29 protein-coding genes and 2 pseudogenes are annotated in these 18,865 nt (G+C 43.3%); 26 read left to right on the top strand and 5 right to left on the bottom strand.

The features are described from left to right. The first annotated feature begins 134 nt into the window (after positions 1 to 134). The 6 genes and pseudogenes from HQ865_RS11275 (at position 135) to HQ865_RS11255 (ending at position 5,271) form a co-directional block, all read left to right on the top strand. Entirely contained in the window at positions 135 to 1,757 is a 1,623-nt protein-coding gene (locus HQ865_RS11275; protein WP_173413095.1) for a P-loop NTPase family protein, read from the top strand. A gap of 3 nt (positions 1,758 to 1,760) precedes the next feature. After that, the gene (locus HQ865_RS11270) at positions 1,761 to 2,657 is read left to right on the top strand and encodes a tyrosine-type recombinase/integrase (protein WP_173413094.1); all 897 of its coding nucleotides are present in this window, start codon (positions 1,761 to 1,763) and stop codon (positions 2,655 to 2,657) included. Beyond that, positions 2,641 to 3,603: a tyrosine-type recombinase/integrase gene (locus tag HQ865_RS11265; protein ID WP_173413093.1), complete on the top strand. Its 963-nt coding sequence runs from the start codon at positions 2,641 to 2,643 to the stop codon at positions 3,601 to 3,603. Before HQ865_RS11270 ends, HQ865_RS11265 begins: the two co-directional genes overlap by 17 nt. Positions 3,604 to 3,829: 226 nt before the next feature. Then, a pseudogene (locus HQ865_RS25955) lies at positions 3,830 to 3,880 on the top strand (hypothetical protein); the annotation flags it as partial. A 33-nt stretch (positions 3,881 to 3,913) separates the two neighbouring features. Beyond that, a complete protein-coding gene (locus HQ865_RS11260; RefSeq protein ID WP_237073822.1) occupies positions 3,914 to 4,642 on the top strand; it encodes a hypothetical protein in 729 nt (242 codons plus the stop codon). Then, positions 4,627 to 5,271 (top strand): hypothetical protein, encoded by a 645-nt coding sequence (locus HQ865_RS11255; protein WP_173415000.1) that lies wholly within the window; start codon positions 4,627 to 4,629, stop codon positions 5,269 to 5,271. Before HQ865_RS11260 ends, HQ865_RS11255 begins: the two co-directional genes overlap by 16 nt. Positions 5,272 to 5,462: 191 nt before the next feature. Here the strand turns inward: HQ865_RS11255 and HQ865_RS26130 are convergent, their stop codons facing one another. Further along, positions 5,463 to 5,666 (bottom strand): nitroreductase family protein, encoded by a 204-nt coding sequence (locus tag HQ865_RS26130; protein ID WP_394353378.1) that lies wholly within the window; start codon positions 5,664 to 5,666, stop codon positions 5,463 to 5,465. A gap of 81 nt (positions 5,667 to 5,747) precedes the next feature. Between HQ865_RS26130 and HQ865_RS11245 the strand changes: the two genes are divergently transcribed. Together HQ865_RS11245 and HQ865_RS11240 are read left to right on the top strand one after the other, a co-directional pair. Then, the gene (locus HQ865_RS11245; protein WP_173414998.1) at positions 5,748 to 5,948 is read left to right on the top strand and encodes a hypothetical protein; all 201 of its coding nucleotides are present in this window, start codon (positions 5,748 to 5,750) and stop codon (positions 5,946 to 5,948) included. A 1-nt stretch (position 5,949) separates the two neighbouring features. After that, the gene (locus HQ865_RS11240; protein ID WP_173414997.1) at positions 5,950 to 6,375 is read left to right on the top strand and encodes a hypothetical protein; all 426 of its coding nucleotides are present in this window, start codon (positions 5,950 to 5,952) and stop codon (positions 6,373 to 6,375) included. Between the two features lie 189 nt (positions 6,376 to 6,564). On the opposite strand, the gene HQ865_RS11235 is transcribed toward HQ865_RS11240, so the two are convergent. Together HQ865_RS11235 and HQ865_RS11230 are read right to left on the bottom strand one after the other, a co-directional pair. Beyond that, the gene (locus HQ865_RS11235; protein ID WP_173414996.1) at positions 6,565 to 6,843 is read right to left on the bottom strand and encodes a hypothetical protein; all 279 of its coding nucleotides are present in this window, start codon (positions 6,841 to 6,843) and stop codon (positions 6,565 to 6,567) included. 294 nt (positions 6,844 to 7,137) lie between these two features. Further along, positions 7,138 to 7,374, bottom strand: coding sequence for a hypothetical protein (locus tag HQ865_RS11230; RefSeq protein ID WP_173414995.1), 237 nt, complete (start codon positions 7,372 to 7,374; stop codon positions 7,138 to 7,140). A gap of 134 nt (positions 7,375 to 7,508) precedes the next feature. Here HQ865_RS11230 and HQ865_RS11225 point away from each other — a divergent pair, with 134 nt between their 5' ends. From HQ865_RS11225 to HQ865_RS11150, 18 genes and pseudogenes are all read left to right on the top strand, one after another. After that, positions 7,509 to 7,685, top strand: a complete 177-nt coding sequence (locus HQ865_RS11225; RefSeq protein WP_173414994.1) for a DUF3606 domain-containing protein — start codon at positions 7,509 to 7,511, stop codon at positions 7,683 to 7,685. A gap of 300 nt (positions 7,686 to 7,985) precedes the next feature. Then, positions 7,986 to 8,279, top strand: coding sequence for a hypothetical protein (locus tag HQ865_RS11220; protein WP_173414993.1), 294 nt, complete (start codon positions 7,986 to 7,988; stop codon positions 8,277 to 8,279). Next, positions 8,279 to 8,971, top strand: a complete 693-nt coding sequence (locus HQ865_RS11215) for a FecR family protein (RefSeq protein WP_173414992.1) — start codon at positions 8,279 to 8,281, stop codon at positions 8,969 to 8,971. Before HQ865_RS11220 ends, HQ865_RS11215 begins: the two co-directional genes overlap by 1 nt. 171 nt (positions 8,972 to 9,142) lie before the next feature. Continuing rightward, entirely contained in the window at positions 9,143 to 9,517 is a 375-nt protein-coding gene (locus tag HQ865_RS25950) for an STN domain-containing protein (protein ID WP_173414991.1), read from the top strand. Then, positions 9,406 to 9,705: pseudogene (locus HQ865_RS26125) on the top strand (carboxypeptidase-like regulatory domain-containing protein); the annotation flags it as partial. The gene HQ865_RS25950 and the pseudogene HQ865_RS26125, both read left to right, overlap by 112 nt. A gap of 117 nt (positions 9,706 to 9,822) precedes the next feature. Further along, a complete protein-coding gene (locus HQ865_RS11205; RefSeq protein WP_173414990.1) occupies positions 9,823 to 10,338 on the top strand; it encodes a TonB-dependent receptor plug domain-containing protein in 516 nt (171 codons plus the stop codon). Between the two features lie 94 nt (positions 10,339 to 10,432). Continuing rightward, positions 10,433 to 10,669, top strand: a complete 237-nt coding sequence (locus HQ865_RS11200; protein WP_173414989.1) for a hypothetical protein — start codon at positions 10,433 to 10,435, stop codon at positions 10,667 to 10,669. 62 nt (positions 10,670 to 10,731) lie between these two features. After that, positions 10,732 to 11,247 (top strand): TerB family tellurite resistance protein, encoded by a 516-nt coding sequence (locus tag HQ865_RS11195; RefSeq protein WP_237073791.1) that lies wholly within the window; start codon positions 10,732 to 10,734, stop codon positions 11,245 to 11,247. Positions 11,248 to 11,265: 18 nt separating this feature from the next. Next, positions 11,266 to 12,048 carry a conjugative transposon protein TraJ gene (locus tag HQ865_RS11190; RefSeq protein WP_237073790.1) on the top strand — a complete coding sequence of 261 codons (783 nt, stop codon included), beginning with the start codon at positions 11,266 to 11,268 and terminating at the stop codon, positions 12,046 to 12,048. Beyond that, the gene (locus HQ865_RS25945) at positions 11,976 to 12,164 is read left to right on the top strand and encodes a hypothetical protein (protein ID WP_317170050.1); all 189 of its coding nucleotides are present in this window, start codon (positions 11,976 to 11,978) and stop codon (positions 12,162 to 12,164) included. The genes HQ865_RS11190 and HQ865_RS25945 overlap by 73 nt, the downstream gene beginning before the upstream one ends. An 11-nt stretch (positions 12,165 to 12,175) precedes the next feature. Beyond that, positions 12,176 to 12,337: a hypothetical protein gene (locus tag HQ865_RS11185; RefSeq protein ID WP_173414988.1), complete on the top strand. Its 162-nt coding sequence runs from the start codon at positions 12,176 to 12,178 to the stop codon at positions 12,335 to 12,337. A 43-nt stretch (positions 12,338 to 12,380) separates the two neighbouring features. Further along, on the top strand, positions 12,381 to 12,986 hold the full coding sequence (gene traK / locus HQ865_RS11180) for a conjugative transposon protein TraK (protein ID WP_317170049.1): 606 nt from the start codon (positions 12,381 to 12,383) through the stop codon (positions 12,984 to 12,986). Positions 12,987 to 13,217: 231 nt separating this feature from the next. After that, complete coding sequence (traM, locus tag HQ865_RS11175) at positions 13,218 to 14,498, top strand: conjugative transposon protein TraM (RefSeq protein ID WP_173414987.1); 1,281 nt, start codon at positions 13,218 to 13,220, stop codon at positions 14,496 to 14,498. 36 nt (positions 14,499 to 14,534) lie between these two features. Further along, complete coding sequence (gene traN, locus HQ865_RS11170; RefSeq protein WP_173414986.1) at positions 14,535 to 15,371, top strand: conjugative transposon protein TraN; 837 nt, start codon at positions 14,535 to 14,537, stop codon at positions 15,369 to 15,371. A gap of 10 nt (positions 15,372 to 15,381) precedes the next feature. Beyond that, complete coding sequence (locus tag HQ865_RS11165; RefSeq protein ID WP_173414985.1) at positions 15,382 to 15,645, top strand: hypothetical protein; 264 nt, start codon at positions 15,382 to 15,384, stop codon at positions 15,643 to 15,645. 11 nt (positions 15,646 to 15,656) lie between these two features. Continuing rightward, on the top strand, positions 15,657 to 16,451 hold the full coding sequence (locus tag HQ865_RS11160; RefSeq protein WP_173414984.1) for a hypothetical protein: 795 nt from the start codon (positions 15,657 to 15,659) through the stop codon (positions 16,449 to 16,451). Positions 16,452 to 16,868: 417 nt separating this feature from the next. Continuing rightward, positions 16,869 to 17,135 carry a helix-turn-helix domain-containing protein gene (locus HQ865_RS11155; protein WP_173414983.1) on the top strand — a complete coding sequence of 89 codons (267 nt, stop codon included), beginning with the start codon at positions 16,869 to 16,871 and terminating at the stop codon, positions 17,133 to 17,135. A gap of 334 nt (positions 17,136 to 17,469) precedes the next feature. After that, positions 17,470 to 17,775: a hypothetical protein gene (locus HQ865_RS11150; RefSeq protein ID WP_173414982.1), complete on the top strand. Its 306-nt coding sequence runs from the start codon at positions 17,470 to 17,472 to the stop codon at positions 17,773 to 17,775. Positions 17,776 to 17,847: 72 nt separating this feature from the next. Here HQ865_RS11150 and HQ865_RS26120 read toward each other — a convergent pair whose 3' ends face one another. Next, positions 17,848 to 17,928 carry a hypothetical protein gene (locus HQ865_RS26120; RefSeq protein ID WP_394353377.1) on the bottom strand — a complete coding sequence of 27 codons (81 nt, stop codon included), beginning with the start codon at positions 17,926 to 17,928 and terminating at the stop codon, positions 17,848 to 17,850. 37 nt (positions 17,929 to 17,965) lie between these two features. Continuing rightward, positions 17,966 to 18,832, bottom strand: a complete 867-nt coding sequence (locus HQ865_RS11140) for a hypothetical protein (RefSeq protein ID WP_173414980.1) — start codon at positions 18,830 to 18,832, stop codon at positions 17,966 to 17,968. Positions 18,833 to 18,865 lie beyond the last annotated feature (33 nt).

Below are 18,865 nucleotides of genomic sequence, written 5' to 3'. Positions count from 1 at the left end.
ATTCCTTTAACTTCAAAAATACTAAGAATGATACATAAAATGCGTGGTAAAATACAAACGAGTATCACTTGCTTTTATGAAAGCATCATCATTATAATTGCCGAATAAAAAAGTATTATATAAGCACATAATAAATGAATGTAATACCAAAGTTAATTACAGATAATCCAGAGTTGTTACTTTATATTGATGGCAAATCGCATACAACAGTCCTGGGCGGTATTAAACTGACCGGCTTCGACCGCTTAAAAGTAACATTGAAGATAGTCTTTGGTGGCAACACCATCAAAGCCTTTCGCCATAACCTCGACCTGTATAACAGCGTGCAGTGTGAGCACCTGGTGGAAAAGGCTTCCGAGGCGCTGGACGTTGCTGCCGCTGAACTGGCCGGGATCATCAGCCGCCTGACCACTGCACTGGAAGATTACCGGTCCGAACGGCTCGAAGCCATGAAGCCAAAGCAGGCGGAAAAAAAGCAGCTCACCGAGGCTGAGCGTAAGATCGCCCTGCAATACCTGAAAGCGCCAGGCCTGCTCGGACGGACCCGGCAGGCGATCTCAGCCAGCGGTATTGTCGGTGAAGAAGTGAACAGCCTGATCGCCTACCTGATCTACACGTCCAGAAAGCGGAATACACCGCTGCACCTGATGTGCCTGGGGCCGTCCGGCACCGGCAAGACCTGGCTGCAGGAACGGGTCAGCGAACTGATCCCCGAAGAAGATAAGTTGGAGATCACCATGCTCTCCATGAATGCCTTTTACTACTTCGGTAAGGATGAACTTAAAAATAAGCTGCTGTTGATCGAGGACATGGACGGTGCGGATAACGTGCTGTACCCGCTCCGGGAACTGCAAAGCAAACGCCGGATCAGCAAGACCGTCACCCTAAAGGACAGCAAGGGTAACCTGAAAACGGTTACGCTTAACGTGGAGGGGCCGGTATGTGTCAGCGGCTGCACCACCCGCGAACAGCTTTATGAGGATAACGCCAACCGCTGTATCCTGCTGTACACGGACGATAGCCCTGAACAGGATAAGAGGATCATGGACTACCAGCGCAAGCAAAGCGCCGGGCTGGTTGATCAGCAGGCTGAGCGCAACGTGCGTGAGCAGCTGAAGAACGTGCAGCGCCTGCTGCAGCCGGTCAGCGTTAAAAACCCGTTCGCTACCTACCTGCAACTGCCGGAGGCCATCTTCAAGCCCAGGCGCACCATGCTGCTGCTTTTGTTATTCACCGAAACCATTACGTTCTACCACCAGTATCAGCGGGAATTGCAAACCGATACCACTACCGGTGAGCAGTACGTAGAAACTACGATTGAAGATATTGAGGTTGCCTTTTCGCTGCTGGAAACGACCTTGCTCAAAAAGAGCGACGAGTTAAACGATGCCTGCCGTTCATTCTTTGAAAAACTGAAAGCCTGGCTAAGGCAAAACGATAGCGAAACCTTTTACAGCAAGGAAGTGCGCCCGGTCTTTCGCCTCAGCCCAAGCAGTCTGAGCCGTTATCTGTACGAACTGGAACGCATGGGTTATATCAAGATCGCGCGTGGCAGCCGCTATAAAGGCTTTGAATACAAGGTACAAAGCTGGGATGATCTGGAAAACCTGACCAATGATGCCCATGAAATGATGGAGAATATCCTGGCTGAGATACGTAAGGTAAATCATAGTAGCCCAGGTGTAGCCCAAAGCCCTGATGGGTTACATAAAGTACAGAAAACCAGCAAGAAAACCGCAGTAGCCCAACAACAATAAAAAATGCAAGGCACCTTAATAAATCCGCTGTATATCCGGCTGCATGCAGGCTTTACCCAATGGCTCCGGATACTCAACTTTGAACCTACCAGCCCTCGTGATATGCCTAAAATGCTGGCCGAGTTCTTACTTTATTTAGAAGCCCAGGGATGCGACCACCCGCATGATATACAGCCCGAACACCTTAAAAAATACCTGGAATATCTGCACGAAAGACCGAGCCAGACCGCAGCCGGTGCGATCAGCCTGAACTACATCCGGAAACACTTACAGGTGATCCGTAAGTTCAGCCGTTACCTGATGGAGAGCGGCCAGCCCAGCTTTACTGTAAAGCTGCGCATTAAAGGCAAAAGCACCAATATCAAAAGCATACTGACCCTGGCCGAGATCAGCAAGCTTTATGATGTGGTTAAAGATGATATATATGGGTTAAGGGACAGGGCGATGCTTGCCCTGTATTACGGTTGCGGCCTGCGGAAAAATGAGGCGGTTAATATCAATGTCCGTGACATCCTGCCCGATAAAGAACTGGTTTACGTCCGCAAAGGCAAAGGTTATAAAGAGCGTTATGTGCCACTGGCCGGTACCGCTAAAACCGATCTGGAGAACTACATCCTGTATGCCCGGCCACACTTCGCAGGTGACAAAAAAGAAGACGCTTTACTGCTTAATGTCAGTGGTAAACGGCTCACCGGCCAAACCTGTTATGACCGCTTACAAACACTGAAAACAGCGGCGGCTATCCCTAAACCCGTGGGCCTGCACACCCTGCGGCACAGCATTGCCAGCCACCTGTTACATTCCGGTATGCAACTGGAGCAGATACAACGCTTTTTAGGGCATGGCAGCATGGAAAGTACGCAGATCTACACCCATCTACAGCATGAACAAAAAATATGAGTTCGCACCGGCTACGCTGGCTGCTTTAGAACCTTTCCGGGCTTACCTGAAACAAGAGCAGTTCAGCCACAGTTACATACACCAAACCATCAACTATACCGCTACATTCCAGGAATGGCTCAACAGCCAAAGCTTGGTATTGGCACAACTTACCCATGCCGACGTAATGGAGTTTGCCGACCAGTTAAGGCAGAAAGGCTTTAGTATCAAGCTGATCAACCAGATCATGCGGACTTTGCGGTATTACTTCTCCCACCTGCAACAGGAACAGGCCATTAACATCAATCCCGCAGCAGGGATCATACTTAAAGGTACGGTCAGAAACCTCCCGCATGACCTGTTGACCATGCCTGAAATGGAGGCGCTCTATGAAAGTTACCAGGTTACCGACAATCGTACTTACCGCAATAAGGTCATTATTGGGTTGCTTGTTTATCAGGCAATTACAAGAGATGAACTGAGCCATTTACGCCCTGAACATCTCAAACTAAGGGAGGGCAAAATCCATATCCCCGCCACCGGCAGGCAGCTTGGCCGCTTACTTCCGTTACAGCCTCATCAAATCCTCGAACTGCATGAATACCTGCTCGTGATCCGTCCGAAAATACTGGCTGAGCGCCTGGCCGAACGACCGGGGCGCAAGCCGGATCGTTACAAAGATGCCCGGGAAATCGAACGTTTGTTTATCAGCATTAACGCACAGGAAGACATCAGAAACAGCCTTTTACACCTCAATTATGCCCTCCGGAAACTCAGCCCAAAATACAAGCATGCCAAGCAGATCAGGCAAAGTGTGATCACGGAATGGCTCAAAGAAAAGAACCTGCGCACCGTTCAATATATGGCCGGGCACCGGTATGTGAGTTCAACTGAAAGGTATAAAACAACTAATCTGGAAGACCTGAAAGAAGCCCTTAATAAACATCACCCGCTAACCTTATCATAAAAAAAATCGAGCTGCTGTGGTGGAAAAATCCAAAAAAACAACCAACCCGGCGGCTCCCTGTGGTAAAAATCAACCAACCACCGGGGCTTGTATGAAAAAAAATATCTGTTAACTTTACGTGCCTGAACGTTCTTTATAGCACTGAAAAAGTGCAAGTGGAAAAAATCGTAAAAATCGTAAAAGTTATAAGGGGCAATACGATTATGGCGCGAGGTTCTATGATCCGGTGATTGGGAGATGGACGAGTGTGGATCCGTTGGCGGAGAAGATGCGGAGGTATTCTGTTTACAATTATGGGTTTGATGACCCGATGCAATTTACAGACCCGGATGGGATGGCTCCTTTTTCTACACATACCGATGCACAAGGGAATGTTCTTGCAGTATATAATGATGGTGATCTTGGGGTTTACAAGCATATCAATGCGCATACAAAAGAGGATATTGATAAGGACCGTTCGCCTCGAATAGACGGTTCTCATGGTGGTGAAAAAATGGGGGAAACATTAATGTGGGATTCTTTTGTTAACGGACAAGGTCAACCAGCGGGTAATATAAGATTCAATTCAAATGCTGCAGAGCTTTGGCTTACTACCTTTGAAGGCAAAATGCGAGAAGTGCAAGGTGACATTGGTAATTACATGGGGAGAATGCATTATGCAATGAACGCAGGCAATAAAGATGAATATGATTTTAAGACACAAAATGGTAATGGAATATACGGGGGCTCACAAATATCTAAAGGGATTTATGTGTCTGCCAGGGATGTGGGGAATTTTGCAGCAGGACGGGCTGCAGCTATGACTGGGCAAGATAAAATGGATTTCCTGCTGACAGCCGGAGGGTTTAATCTTTCAGGTAACAGTAAATATCAAATTGTTAGACATACATCCTACTGGCAGGATCAGGCTCGAAAAGCAGGATATCCTGCTTTTGGCGAAGCGCCCAGGTCTGATTTTTTTCAACGCATGGGTTATGAGAATATAACAACTAAACAATCAATGATTACTAATTATAAAAAAATATGGGATATAAAATAATCACACAGAAGAAAGTTTTTTTGTCTGTATGTCTGTTTCTATCAATATCAGCATGCAGAAGATCGGATTTTCTTAACTCTGATGATACAGATACATCATATCAAATATGCCCGGGAATTTCTGATATAATACGAGTTAAATATCCTGAGGAAAACGGAGCACCTACTTTACAGTTATTTGATAATAATGGAACACTATTAAAGGAAAATACGATTAATCCAATGTCTCGGTTTCTTTTGACTGAAATGAATAATAAAGCAATCAAAATAACTTACTTTGTTGGTAGTGGCCAAAATCTCGCCTTTTTCACGAAACAATTTAAAGAAAACAAGTACAATCCTATCCAAATTGGCCATTACTTAATAACTTATACATATAAAATTGAAGACGAGTATTTGGAATCAAAGAAGGTTAAAATAGATGTTTTGAAAATAAACGAACAAAACAAGACAGTTTCATTGTTTGATAAAAATAAACTAATAGCGATTCGCCCTATTTGTTTGTTATCTGTAAATAATTCTGGGCTAATTTTCTACGACAACAATACAAGCATACATACGCTTTACGAATTCGAAAGAAAATCTCTTTTTCGCGACTACTTACAGAAAATAATTAATATCTATAAATAATCTGATCATAGGTTGTGTAACAACCTGTGTTTGATAAGAAACGCTATTGAAAATCAATAGTATTTCATAAATTCCAATTTAGATAAGCGCCAGGCTTACAAGCCCAACCAAGTGTTGGGCTTGTCTATTTCTTATAGGCTGCCTTTGTTTAGCGTGTTGGTATCATTGCCTCTACATTTCTGATTCAATAGTTACCCACCTATTTGCAAAAAATCACACCTATTAAATATCCCTTCATTATTGCTGATTATACATCCTTTTAGCCCTAACGCAGTTGCGGTTAAATACATAGTTTGATAAATGGCTCCAAGATTTTGCATGGTTAAACTAATTGATTTACTACCATATTTCTTTGGGGTCAGAGAAAATTCGAACCGAAAACAAACATCACACAATAATTGACCGGACAAATTATATCGGAGCTGCGTTTTATATTTTCAAAATAAGAAACATATCGCTTATCATATTACAATGCTTTGAGAAATGGAGATGCTAAAGGCTTGGCAAAATATAATGATGGATTCCGCAAAGCAGTAAAACTACTTTCAAAACTCACAGCTGAACTGTATATTGATAGTACAAATGATCTCGGTGAGAAAGCACTATATAAACAGGCGCAAACTACATATACAGATGGAAGTACACCTGCTTTCGATAAAATAGTTAAAAAGAAATAACATGAAAAAGAGTTACGGTATAGTAATAGGATTTGTTTTAGTTGTGGCCTTGAGTTACTGGATTGGTTATAAAAACCGACCTCAAGAGGGCGATGTAAATTTTATCAATGAGATTCACTTTAAGGAATCCAATAATCTCAGTAGATCAGAACCTACCTTTCAGAAGTATTTACTCAATATTTTAAGAGATTCCCTAAAAAATAAAAGAAAATATGATGAAGGTGATATTCAACAAGTCATTAAAAAAATAGAGGATCGGACACATTTGAAAAACTATATAAAAATTATAAAAGTTGATTTTATAGGCTATAAAATACTTATCTCTCAGAATGGCCCTGCAAATAATAAAGAGGCATTCTTTATTCTGACGAGAGATTCCGTTTTCTACGCAAAAATGTTTTCAATTGTAAGAGATCGCGAGAATTAATAATAGGGTCATCGGCAATAGTAATTAGATTTCTAAGTAAAGCATCCAAATCTATTTAGTATTTATGATCTGATCTTTATCTTGCAGAGATCGTTCATTAGCTATATAATAAGCTTACAGCTTAACCAAGCCTGACCAGTGTTGGGCTTGGTTACTTCTTATAGGCCACCTTTGTTTAGCGTGTTGGTATCATTGCCTCTCCATTTCTGAATCAATACCTACTATAGTCGCACTTTCCCTTCCGCAAAAAAAGGCTTGCGGACGCGGATTAGGAATACGCTCGAGTACAGCCTTTTCTCCATTTCTGGTGTAAACATCAACAATGCCCCCTCTCTTCTCGCCTTGAAGATATTTCCCAATCTTTCTCTCCAACCATCCCGTTGCCGTAACGCCAACAAATTTTTTGTAATGCTGCCGTTTTGCTAAAGAGGAAGTTCCATTAAAATTCTCTCTGAAATTTCCTGACATATTTGCTTGTGGATGTAAGGAATGATCAACGTTCGTTTTAGGAGGCAGATCGGCACCAGGCCACCAGTGGCAATAAAAGAATCATGACCGCCGCACCCCATCTGCTGCTGTTTCCGTTAACACGGAATAAACTGGGTCGATGCGCTCCTATAAAGGCGAAAAACGTTTGAACAGCGCTGTTGGTGTTACAGCGCACTTTTATAGGAGTATCAACACCATCAAGGTCTGGCATAAGGATATATGAAAAACGATGGTATTGCGGACCAATAAGTCCACTGATAAAACGGGCAATAATCAGGATAAGGCAATGCCCAGGAGGATATGGTCTATCTTTTGACCGATCTCTTTAAGCAGGCCATATTCCAGTCCATCTTCATTGCGCTGAAACCATTCCTTCCCGCACTTGAAAAGGACGACCTCCTCGCCATTATCGAATTTTACTTTCCAGACCTTAAGGTTCTTAAAGGTATCAGCCATCACCTGCAAAGCCTGCTTGTACCCATTCCATGACAATATGATCTCGAAGTTCATTTCTTTACGGATTTAGTAATGAAACAACAGTATTGCGATGGGGAAAAGGAAAAACAAAATTCGCTTTTTTGTTGCGCGCATACAAAGTTTTTTTCAAACTTTTGTTGGTAAATTTGAAATTCAAATCTCCGTCTATGGAAAATAAGCAAGAACCCCCCAACGCCGGTAAGCATACCATCAGTTTGTCCGATGCCAGTGAAGCAGCTTATTGGACAGAGAAATTCGATACAACGAAAGTCCGGCTGAAAGCAGCGGTCAACGCGGTAGGGCCCGTTGCAAAAGATGTGGAAGCCTATCTGAAGAAAAAATAGATTTATTTTCAAAACTGCCTAAATCAATACCTTTTCGCCTAATAAAGCCATTACCTGTGGCAATGGCTTTGCTTTTTATAATCCGTGATGAATGATTAACAGGATGCTAAAAAATACTAAGGTTGCATCATTCGCATTTATGTGCCTGCCAATTCAGTTTTTTATCCCTCTATAACTGTCATATCAACTTAGCACAATAGTGTAACATTATCTGAACTTATTTACAAGTTGAAATAAAATTTTAGTTTCAATAGGTACGCTTGGTTGTTTTTGTTGTATTGGTTATAAACACCGTACAACATGGCGCAATTTGACCTGCAAAAAGCACAACGAATTATTTACCTGACTGCGGGGTATATCAAAGGTGAGTTGAACTTTGGCGAACAACAGGAGTTAACCGCCTGGAAAAATGAAAGCTTTGAAAACCGGGTGCTGTTTCAAGAACTGATCAGCGATGAGAATCGTTCAGCGGCCCTAACAAAGATGCAGTACTTCGATACGGATGCTGCGCTTTCCCGTGTCAGGCTGCAAATGAAGGCCTATCAGAAAATAGGCAGCGACCTTATTGGTACGCGGCAGCGGCGGCCATCCTAATGATCGGCATAAGCGTCTTCTTCTTTCGACAGGCTACGCTACCGCAACTACTAACGATCAATGTCCCGCTGGGGCAATTAAAGCAGTTGACCTTACCTGATAGCTCAAAAGTATGGCTTAATGCAGGTACTACCCTGCAATATCCGGAAAAGTTTACCGGCTCAGCGCGCCATATCAGGCTTACCACCGGACAGGCCTTTTTTGAAGTGGTACACGACCAGAGCAAGCCATTTATCGTATCGGCAAACGGCGCTGATGTTACGGTATTAGGCACCTCTTTTGAGGTTAAGGCATTTAAAAATGAAAAAGATACTAAGATTACCGTTAGCACCGGGAAGGTTGGTGTATTGCCAAGTCATACTACCAAAACCGCCACCATGCTGCGGCCCAATGAGCAGGCCAGTATCGATAATGCATCGAAAGTGGTAACCCTGCATAAGGTGATCGCCGGGGATATCGCCTCCTGGCGGCAGAATAAACTGGTGTTTGAAAAAGAAACCCTGCGGGATGTGATGAAAGCGCTGGAACGGAAGTATAACGTAAAGATCATCATCCTGAACAAAGACTTATTTGAACAGAAAATAACCCTGCGGCTGGACAATCAGCCCTTGACAACCGTGCTCAATGTACTGAGCTTTTCCAACAACTTTACTTACAAGCAACAAAATGAACAGTTAATAGTAGTCAGATAGCATCGCGCTCCCAGGGAGTGCCTGCAAAAAGGACGGGAATCCGCGATGGATTCCCGACACCTTTTTTAGCCGCTATACATAGTTTTCGACCGCTCTATATAGCCGGCTGGTTCAACAGTTTCACCTATTAAACACTAAACAAATATGGTAAAAATTTACCTCAAACAATGTATGCGTATCAGTACCATCATTCTCGGCATACACCTGTTTTGCGCAGCACTGTTGCTCGCAGAGGACATCAAGGCGCAAACCGTCAGCATTGATGCCAAACAAGTTCCGGTCATACAAATCTTCAAGACCATCGAAGAACAGGCTGGCGTTACTTTCACTTACAACGAAAATACCATCCAGGGTTTGCCTGCTATCAGCTTAAAAGTAAAAAGCAAATCCCTAAGTGCAGTGCTCAAAGAAATAGAGCAAATAACCTCGTTAAAATTCAAACAATCCGGAAACCTCATTGGAGTAAGCAAGGCAGCAGTTGTAAAAAAAACATTACTGAGCCTGCACCTGTTTCATCCAATAGCACAGTTCTGCCTAAAGATGTAACCGGAACAGTAACTGACAGCACAGGAGCACCTATAATCGGTGCAACGGTAAAACTACAGGGCAGCAATATCGCTGCGATCACCGATCTCAATGGCCAATTCATTCTACATAATGTCCCTGACAATGGAGTTATCATCGTAAGTTGTGTTGGCTATAAAACGGAGCAGGTTACCTTAAATGCAATTTCAGCTGTTCCAATCTCTATCATCTTACATGTCTCTTCTTCTCAAGTGCAACAGGTAGCGGTAGTTTCTACGGGATATCAGACATTACCAAAAGAAAGAGCTACAGGATCGTTTGCACAGTTGAACAACGACCTGAGAAGTATCGGCACTAACATACTTGATCGTTTAGATGGTATTACCAGCGGATTAATATTCAGGCGGTCCGACATCAATACGAGTGTTTTTACCGGTGCCAGTTCAAACATCAGGATTACAGGTATAAGTATCAGAGGAACAAGCACGCTAAGCCCCTCGCTGGTTGGCACTGACCCGTTAATAGTAGTGGACAATTTTCCTTATGAAGGGGATATGCGTAACATTAACCCCAACGATGTTGAGTCTATTACAGTGCTAAAGGATGCAGTCGCTGCTTCAATTTGGGGAGCAAGAGCGGGCAATGGTGTAATTGTAATCACTACAAAGAAAGGCCGTATAAATCAGCCGATCAAAATTGACTTTAATTCCAGCGTAACTATCGCTAACAAACCTAATTTGTACCAAAATTCAGCTGATTTCGAAAAAACAGAAGGAAATCATCACGCTGTTTCAAACGGAAATATCGTGGCAGCAGCAACAGGCGATCCTTATCAAGGATGAGATAGATTATATCCAACGGGTATATAGCAACCTACTGGAAAACTGCAATAAGGATATCGAGGAACTGAACACTGTTGCAGGATCAGGCAGCCAGATGAAGGATGACGAGCGGATAAAAAAGATAGATAGCGTTTACGGTTCGACAACCGATAAGCTTCAGTTTGCCCAATCATTTGTGCATAAGATGCACGCATTTACGCTTGATCGTAAGGCAGAAAAGAAACAAAAGGAAGTGCTCAAAAAATTATATATGGAATCAACTAAATCAAAGGCGATGAAAAAGATAATATTAGTACACTGGCTATCTGCTTTGTCAATACAAACGGTTTAAAGGCCCAGACCATTGTAGATGCCCTGCAGCAGCTGGCATTGGATTACCAAAAGCTGGCAGGAATGAAAAGCATGTTGCAGCAAATGTATAAAGGCTACGAAGTTGTCAGTAATGGCTATAATTCAGTGAAGAATATATCCAAAGGGAACTTCGACCTGCATGATGCCTTCTTAAACAGCTTGCTGCTTGTTAGCCCCACCGTTAGAAAATACCCGCGCGTGAAGGATATTATCAATGACCAGGCTACTATCATGGCGGAATATAAAGCTGCGGCAGGAACCTTTAAGCAGGATAAGCATATTACACCGGATGAGATCGGCAATATGATGGATGTGTACAACAATATTGTCAGTAGCAGCCTGGGAAATCTTGATGAATTAAGCATAGTCATGACAGACAATAAACTGCGTATGAGTGATGACGAGCGGCTCCAGCTAATGGACCGGATTTATGCAGCAGGCCATGATCAGCTGACCTTTCTGCGGCATTTCAATGACCATGCCCGCCAGGTAGCAGCCGCCCGTGCGGCACAGGCCAATGATCAGCAAACCATTAAAAAATTGTACGGACTCCAGTAAACAAGTAAAACAAAAAATATGAAAACAAGCATTTTCAGGGTTGCTGTTATAGCAACCACAGCCACGCTTTTGCCCTTATTTTCCGATGCGGAAGGAACTGCAGACAGCATCCATAGTTTACAGAGCATCCTTGAAGGCCTGTATGATCAGATGATGCCCTTGTGTAAGCCGATGATGGATATAGGACGGGGAATTGCCGGCCTTGCAGCATTAACCTTTATTGCGACCAGAGTATGGCGTCATTTAGCGGCGGCAGAACCCATCGATTTTTACCCGCTGTTACGTCCGTTTGGTATCGGGATGGTGATCATGGCCTTTCCCGCATTCCTATCCCTGATCAATGGCGTATTAAAACCGACGGTAACGGCTACGGCGGCGATGGTCGGTAAATCTAACGGAGCTATTGAAGTCATGCTCAATGAAGATGAGCCTTCTGCGGCAACTATGTCTGCTCCCGGTAATACTGATCCCGACAAATGGTATCAGTATACGCACCCGGACAATACGACAACTACAGCCAATAATAATAATATGGCCGATCAATTTTCCGGCTGGGGCTTTAAGAACGCTGTCAAACGGGCTATTTACCAATTTTTAAACATCTGCTTTGAAGCTGCGGCATTGTGTATCGACACCATCAGGACATTCAAGCTGATCGTCCTCGCGATACTTGGCCCGCTGGCCTTCGGATTGGGCGTGTTCGATGGGTTTCAGCATACGATCAAGCAATGGATCGCCCGGTATATCAATGTTTATTTATGGCTGCCCGTTGCCAACATCTTTGGCGCTACTTCCTGCTGATCGGTATTGTCGGGTATTTCACGGTACCTGCCATTGCGGGTTATATCGTCAATGCCGGCGGCCATGCACTTTTATCAAAAACCTCGGCGATGGCAGGTGTTGCAATGGTGCCATAATCAACCGGGCAATGTATGGCGGTACCTCATCCGGTAATAACTCAAAAAGTTTCAGCGAACACTTTAAGGAGGGTTACGAAGGCAAGAGCGAAGGAGCAGGTATAGCCGGCGCATTGGGAAGAGCCATTGGCAGATCGGGCTTTATGGCAGACCGGTTATCGGGCAAATCTTAAACTGTATTTATCCACCGCAAAACAGATGACCATGTTTAAAAAAATGAAAAATACAGATACAGCCTTTAACCACATCCGTGGTTTCAGCCTGGTGTTTATGGCTGGCTGCATCACCATATGCAGCGTAGTAGCCATCAAGTGTTACCAGATGGTCGCCAATATGCAACAGCATATTTATATCCTGGCCAATGGCAAAGCACTGGAAGCCGTTAGCGCCGAACGGAAAGACAATATTCCGGTAGAAGCAAAGGATCATATCCGCATGTTCCACTATTTCTTCTTCACACTTGACCCGGATGAAAAAGTCATACAGGCCAATATTACCAAAGCTCTGTACATGGCCGACAATTCGGCTGAAAAGGTATACAGGAATCTGAAGGAACAAGGTTATTACAGCGACCTGATATCAGGAAACATCAGCCAGCAGGTAAGTATTGACAGTATCGAGGTGAACATGAATCAATATCCTTATCCTTTCCATTGCTATGCACAGGAAAAAATGATCCGCTCGACCTCCATCGTAACCCGCAGCCTGATCACCGAAGGTTTTTTGCGCAATGTTTCGCGCAGCGATAACAACCCGCATGGGTTCCTGGTGGAACGATGGAACATCATTGCCAATAAGGATATGAAAACTGAAAACCGCTGAGATATGAACCTCCCAAAGCATAAACAACCAGGATCAAAACTGCTCTATGAAAACATGGGACGGCGCAGCGGAAGCTGGCAATACAGCAGGGCAAACGTATTTAGCCGTAAACCCTTATTAAGCCGTGCGAACAGTCCCCCGTTATGCCGAAAACTATTATCAGGAATAGAACAAAGGCCTGACAGGTCTAACGAACAAGACTTTTAAATAATCATAAAAATTAAAAATAGTATGGCAACACAATCAATTAACCACAGACAAAGGAAGTTCCTTTTAGTGCTACCGGTATTGGTACTGCCGTTCATTGCCCTGCTTTTCTGGGCGATGGGTGGCGGCAGACAAAAGGAACAGGCGACGAGCCGACTTGCAGGACTGAACATGCAATTACCGGCAGCAAAGCTCAAGGATGACAGTGCCGATAACAAGTTGAGCATTTATCAGCAGGCGGAAAAAGACTCGCTGAAATTCAAACAGGCGCAAAAGGACGACCCCTATTACAAGGCAGACCCTGCACATGGCCCGGATGAACAACGGGATTCTTTGCAACGATATGATACAGGCATCGCTAATCGTCCTGTTAGCACTGCTGCCAGCCCGATATTTGCAGGTCGCTCACTGAATACAGCTGCCAATAATTTGCGCAGCAATGAGCAGCAGATCAACCAAAAACTGGAACTGCTGAACAGGCAGATCAACCAGCCGGCACCTGCTGACATCGGGAAAACAGAAAATGGCACAAACGAAGCTGCGCCCGGGCAATTAAGAGATAATGCTGCCGCAATAAATACGGCCGGATCAGAAGATCCGCAAATGGCCCAGCTCAGCAATATGCTCGATAAGATACAGGAAATTCAAAATCCGGGTCTTGTGCAGCGAAAACTGAGAGAGCAGTCAGAAAAGAACAGGGGTCAGGTTTTTGCCGTTTCAACCTTTAAAAAAGAGAACACTGTCTCTGACTTCGGAGGGACGGAAAGTTTGTTCCAGTTTAACAGCCAGTCAAACGGATTCTATTCATTTGATAACAGTACGGCAGCATCATCCCAAAATGCCATTGAAGCGGTAATACATGAATCGAAAACGGTAGTGAACGGCTCAACCGTAAAGCTCAGGCTCGTTAATGACGTATTTATTAATGGGGTGCTTATCCCGAAAGACAATTTCGTTTTTGGCCTGGCTGCATTAAACGGGGACCGGCTTACCATTAAGATCAGCAGCATTCACTATCAGCATTCCATTTTCCCTGTAGATCTTTCCGTATATGATATTGATGGCGTGAGCGGTATTTATATTCCGGGGGCAATTTCCCGTGACGTGGCGAAAGAATCGGCAGATCAAAGCATACAAAATATAGGGTTCAGCTCTTATGATCCTTCTTTGGGCGCGCAGGCGGCAACAGCTGGTATTACGGCGGCTAAAAGCCTTTTCAGCCGCAAAGTCCGCTTAGTGAAAGTAACCGTCAAAGCAGGCTACCAGGTCTTGCTGCGTGATGAAAAACAAAAACAAACCAACTAAAGCAAATCAGATTATCAAACATTAAAAACTCGAAAGATGAAAAAGATCAGTGCAGTAATGACAGGGGTATTTTTAATGCTCTTTATTTTAAAAGGGCTGGCGCAAAGCGTTGCCCCAGCTAAGCCCGTTAATTCATACCCATTGGCGGTAACCTTTAACAAGACCACAAACCTTGTATTCCCATATGCCATAAAAAGCGTGGACCGGGGCAGCAGGGATATACTGGTTCAAAAAGCGATTGGTGTTGAGAATATATTACAGGTAAAAGCTGGCAAGCAGGGCTTTACCGAAACTAACCTGACCGTGGTAACAGCGGATGGCAGCTTGTATCCTTACCTTGTTAGTTATACCGATTCACCGGTCAATTTAAACCTGTTGTTCAGTAATCCGCAGGTATCACCGGAGACCGTAGCTGTTTTTGACAAGGATTCACCAACCGATGAAATTGCGTTGAGATCGAAGAAGGTAATTGCCAGAGAACGGACTTTAAAAGGCGCATCCGACCATAAATATGATATAGTGCTGGACATGAAAGGGTTATTTGTCCACGGCGGGGAAATGTATTTTCAGCTTGCTCTTCAGAACAATTCCGCCATTGATTATGATGTGCAGTCATTGCGTTTTTTTATACGCGATCAGAAAAAATCAAAAAGGACGGCATCGCAGGAAGTGGAAGTGATGCCCGATTACAGGTTAGGCAATGCGGACATCATCAGCCATTTATCAGAACAGACCATCTGCATAGCTGTACCGAAATTTACCATACCCGATAAAAAGTACCTGGCAATAGAGCTAATGGAAAAAAATGGCGGCCGTCATCTTTCGCTATATATCAGGAACAAGCAACTGGTACGCGCCGGGCAGCTATTTTAAAACTACTGCAATGGAGTTTTACGATGATGAAATTGGGCAGATCAGGCACCTGGTTAAAGAGCATGCGCTTAATGGCAACATATACATCACCTTCTGCGATAACGGTGAAAAAATATCTATAGACCACCTGAATTTTTTTCAGGATGACTGGGCAGCCAATGAAAATTGTTATGAAAACAGTACCGATGTGGATCGGTATGCAATAACAACGACGAGTAAAATCATCGCACAAATTGAAAATCAATTATCACAAAAAGATCAAGTTACAATTTAAAAAATGAAAACATGAAACCAGAAAATTATGAGTACCTGAAAAACCAGGTAAAAAATGCAGGCTTCGGGGAAGCACTGGATAATGACCTTAAAGCAAAGATGGAAAGCAACGAACCAACATTCCAGCTCGTCCATCCGCAACAATTCGGAAGCGATAAGGTCGAAGCGACTTTGAATTTCAGAAGGGCTGACCAAAACGATACTTACTATTTCAACAAGTACGAAGTAGCGATAGTGCAACCCGAAGGATCGAAACTGCCCGCGCCCAAACAGACCTTTTATGTTGGTAAGGATAACAATTATTCACTGGATGAGGGATATAATCTTTTGAGCCACCGGTTTGTCAATAAAGACCTTGTAAACGCTACCGGTGAAGCGTATAACTCATGGGTCAAGCTGAATTTTAAAGAAACCGAGTCCAATGGTAATTTCAAAATGCAGCACTTTGGCGAAAAGTGGGGATTTGATCTGCAAAAAGCTTTGGACAAATACCCGCTTATTAAAGAACTCAGTAATGAAGCTGACCGGAACAATCTTGTGGCTTCCTTTAAGAAGGGAAATGCCGCAGAGGTTACTTTGATTCAGAACGGGGAAGAGAAAAAAGGAACAGTAGTAGTTAATGCTTATTCCAGGTCTGTAAATGTAGCGGATGAAAACAACGTAAGAGTACGCATAGCTGCTAAAGAAGGCACCGAAAAATCTCAAAAGGAAGATCAAAATGAAAGCCAGGGTCAAAAGAACGACACTGAGGGAAGCCAAAAAAACGACAATAAGAGAAATAGAAGGCAGGGGCAGGGAGTTTCCTGATTAAAAAATCTGTGTGGTCGGGAAAATGTCAGAGGGCACCTGATCACACAGATTTATCTCTTTGAATTTGATTGTAGTGAATTGGTGTAGTGATGGAACGGCTCAACTTATTATCGGCGTTTTTTAAAGCGATTGCGAATGATCCCCGTATAGGGGTAAGCCATATCAGTGTTTATTGTGCCTTGCTGCAAAATTACCAGGAGCCGGATTGTGATCTGGTTATCTCTATAATGAGTGCAGAAGTGATGAAAGCCGCCAAAATATCAGGGGTAAGGACGTACCATCGGTGTATCCGGGATTTACACGAATACGGGTATATCAGGTACCAGCCGTCTTATAATCACAGGAAAAAAAGCAAGGTGTACCTGCTAAATAATCCAGCCTGAACAATAGTACAAACAGTGTAAATCGAGTGTGATGAGTGCAGAAGTGATAACCAAAGAGGATTTACAGATTTTTCGTATCCAGCTACTGGATGACATCAAGCGGATGCTGTCTTCCAGTCAACCCAAAGAAGAAAACAGTGAATGGATTAAAAGTAAAGAGGCAAGGCGTATTCTAAAGGCCTCGCCGGGTACTTTACAAAACCTGCGAATTTCAGGTCAATTAAATCCGGTAAAAATTAGTGGTAGTTGGAGATACAAGCTGGATGAAGTAAATGCTTTGTTTCATAAAGGCAAATAGGAATGTCCCTGGACTTGAATGTTTATAAGACCTTGTTATTTACCCTTTCGAAAGATGAAAGGGTGACAGTGTGGCATATGGCCGCGCTGCTGGGAATCATACAACTTTCCAAAGTGAATGACCTTACTGCTCCGATTTATATCTCGCGCAAAAAGGTCATGGAGCTGTCGCATATTAACAACTTTGTCACCTATCATAAATGTATTAAGGAACTACAGGAATTGGGGTATATTCATTATTTCCCTTCCTATCATCCTGCTATTGGGAGCAAAGTTTATATCCTGAATTAGCATTAGATTTATTTCAAAATAATAAATTTGCTGAAACAAAGTATATGATGCTATTTGAAAAAAAATTGCCCGTTATTTCTTATACTGATTTTACAGAAAAGGCCAGGTCAGTTACCAGTTATACCAGTTCGTCAGGGAAACGTTACAAGGTCATGGGCTTTGAAGGAGATGTAATGTTGATTTGCAGGCTCGACGCAAGTAGTAACATGAATTGGGAAATTCCTTTGTGGAAGGTATACGAAGCTTATGTCCAACTCGATGATTTTTCCACGAAAAGTTTTAAGCAATATCTGCCTCGCCGCCAGTCGCCATCAAGGGGATTATTGCTGCATCTGCAACTGCTCAGCTAAAGTTTAAAGGGATTTTTGTCAAAGCTGCATTGTGGGCTTTTTCATTTACCTAAAACGAATACTTTGATACCGCTATGTGGCTGATGATTGCTTTGGTTGCTTGCGTCCAAAATGCCGGTTTACCATGCGCAAGCAGGTAGGCCCGCAGTCCATTTGATCTTGTTGTTTATAGTATGGGAATTTCAAATCCCTAAGGCTTTTTTGCTAAAGCGTACCCGCCGTCAAATTTCGTGACCACATCTATATCTGTATTAGCATCTACTGATTCCCGATTACCTGTAACCGGGTCACGGCGAACAAAAGTGCTTTCACCCGTGTGATCGGCATAGCTATTTAGCCTTATCTGGTATTTGAATGGTTTCGACCCGCTAACCGACTTTTCCAATAATTGCAACGGTACCGATAGTTCATAAGTAAATACACCTTTATTATCGAAATGACCAGCGACCCGGATATTCTGTTCGTTGTATATAGAAATGGATGACCCCTCAACTCCACTAATCCCTGATACCTCTATGCTTTTTGCACGATCAGAAAAAGCCTGATTGGCTAATGTTACCGTGGAGTCTGTCCTGGTAAGTGTTTCCACAAACATACTTCCGGGGTTAGGATTGCCAGACCATTTTGCTTTATCCCCTGCGTTAACTAATATAGCGTGGCTAAAGTCCCATTTAACAAGAGGATATGTTATCGTAACTTTATCCTGTCCCTTATCATCCTTATTGATGATGAATGAAATGCCGGAAACTAACAGTTTTTCAATGGTCCGCGGCTCAGCTACCTGAGCGATCAGGTATAGGTTTTTATCGTCATTGGCGATGGTATAATATACGTTGGTGCTTTTGTTATATGCCTGTAGCTGATTTCCCCACTCGGTTGCTTTGCCATCAATTTTTAGGTTTGCTGGTGCTCGCAAGCCGGATGGTTGAATATTGGGGAGTTTTTGGCAATCAGCTTTGGATACAACTAACAAACAGGCGAAAGAAATTAATAAATACACTGTTCTCATAGTTATGGTTTTTTTGCCAGAGTACATTTTCGGATTAATTTTTGCCATTAAATTGACTGTATAACGTTTTCATTTTAGCTG

Source organism: Mucilaginibacter mali (assembly GCF_013283875.1).
In the GTDB taxonomy this organism is placed as follows: Bacteria; Bacteroidota; Bacteroidia; order Sphingobacteriales; family Sphingobacteriaceae; genus Mucilaginibacter; species Mucilaginibacter mali.
This window is presented reverse-complemented; position numbering and strand designations above follow the sequence as displayed.

Bases quoted from the DNA above. Each gene is read 5' to 3' on its own strand.
- HQ865_RS11190 (WP_237073790.1), top strand. From the start codon at position 11,266: ATGAAAACAAGCATTTTCAGGGTTGCTGTTATAGCAACCACAGCCACG.
- HQ865_RS26120 (WP_394353377.1), bottom strand. From the start codon at position 17,928: ATGGACTGCGGGCCTACCTGCTTGCGCATGGTAAACCGGCATTTTGGA.
- HQ865_RS11275 (WP_173413095.1), top strand. From the start codon at position 135: ATGAATGTAATACCAAAGTTAATTACAGATAATCCAGAGTTGTTACTT.
- HQ865_RS11215 (WP_173414992.1), top strand. From the start codon at position 8,279: ATGATCGGCATAAGCGTCTTCTTCTTTCGACAGGCTACGCTACCGCAA.
- HQ865_RS11220 (WP_173414993.1), top strand. From the start codon at position 7,986: ATGGCGCAATTTGACCTGCAAAAAGCACAACGAATTATTTACCTGACT.
- HQ865_RS11155 (WP_173414983.1), top strand. From the start codon at position 16,869: ATGAGTGCAGAAGTGATAACCAAAGAGGATTTACAGATTTTTCGTATC.
- HQ865_RS11195 (WP_237073791.1), top strand. From the start codon at position 10,732: ATGAAAAGCATGTTGCAGCAAATGTATAAAGGCTACGAAGTTGTCAGT.
- HQ865_RS11150 (WP_173414982.1), top strand. From the start codon at position 17,470: ATGATGCTATTTGAAAAAAAATTGCCCGTTATTTCTTATACTGATTTT.
- HQ865_RS11185 (WP_173414988.1), top strand. From the start codon at position 12,176: ATGTATGGCGGTACCTCATCCGGTAATAACTCAAAAAGTTTCAGCGAA.
- HQ865_RS11230 (WP_173414995.1), bottom strand. From the start codon at position 7,374: ATGAACTTCGAGATCATATTGTCATGGAATGGGTACAAGCAGGCTTTG.
- HQ865_RS11200 (WP_173414989.1), top strand. From the start codon at position 10,433: ATGAAGGATGACGAGCGGATAAAAAAGATAGATAGCGTTTACGGTTCG.
- traM (WP_173414987.1), top strand. From the start codon at position 13,218: ATGGCAACACAATCAATTAACCACAGACAAAGGAAGTTCCTTTTAGTG.
- HQ865_RS11265 (WP_173413093.1), top strand. From the start codon at position 2,641: ATGAACAAAAAATATGAGTTCGCACCGGCTACGCTGGCTGCTTTAGAA.
- HQ865_RS11165 (WP_173414985.1), top strand. From the start codon at position 15,382: ATGGAGTTTTACGATGATGAAATTGGGCAGATCAGGCACCTGGTTAAA.
- HQ865_RS11140 (WP_173414980.1), bottom strand. From the start codon at position 18,832: ATGGCAAAAATTAATCCGAAAATGTACTCTGGCAAAAAAACCATAACT.
- HQ865_RS11225 (WP_173414994.1), top strand. From the start codon at position 7,509: ATGGAAAATAAGCAAGAACCCCCCAACGCCGGTAAGCATACCATCAGT.
- HQ865_RS11235 (WP_173414996.1), bottom strand. From the start codon at position 6,843: ATGTCAGGAAATTTCAGAGAGAATTTTAATGGAACTTCCTCTTTAGCA.
- HQ865_RS11270 (WP_173413094.1), top strand. From the start codon at position 1,761: ATGCAAGGCACCTTAATAAATCCGCTGTATATCCGGCTGCATGCAGGC.
- HQ865_RS11260 (WP_237073822.1), top strand. From the start codon at position 3,914: ATGCAATTTACAGACCCGGATGGGATGGCTCCTTTTTCTACACATACC.
- traN (WP_173414986.1), top strand. From the start codon at position 14,535: ATGAAAAAGATCAGTGCAGTAATGACAGGGGTATTTTTAATGCTCTTT.
- HQ865_RS25945 (WP_317170050.1), top strand. From the start codon at position 11,976: ATGGATCGCCCGGTATATCAATGTTTATTTATGGCTGCCCGTTGCCAA.
- HQ865_RS11240 (WP_173414997.1), top strand. From the start codon at position 5,950: ATGAAAAAGAGTTACGGTATAGTAATAGGATTTGTTTTAGTTGTGGCC.
- HQ865_RS11160 (WP_173414984.1), top strand. From the start codon at position 15,657: ATGAAACCAGAAAATTATGAGTACCTGAAAAACCAGGTAAAAAATGCA.
- HQ865_RS25950 (WP_173414991.1), top strand. From the start codon at position 9,143: ATGCGTATCAGTACCATCATTCTCGGCATACACCTGTTTTGCGCAGCA.
- traK (WP_317170049.1), top strand. From the start codon at position 12,381: ATGAAAAATACAGATACAGCCTTTAACCACATCCGTGGTTTCAGCCTG.
- HQ865_RS11255 (WP_173415000.1), top strand. From the start codon at position 4,627: ATGGGATATAAAATAATCACACAGAAGAAAGTTTTTTTGTCTGTATGT.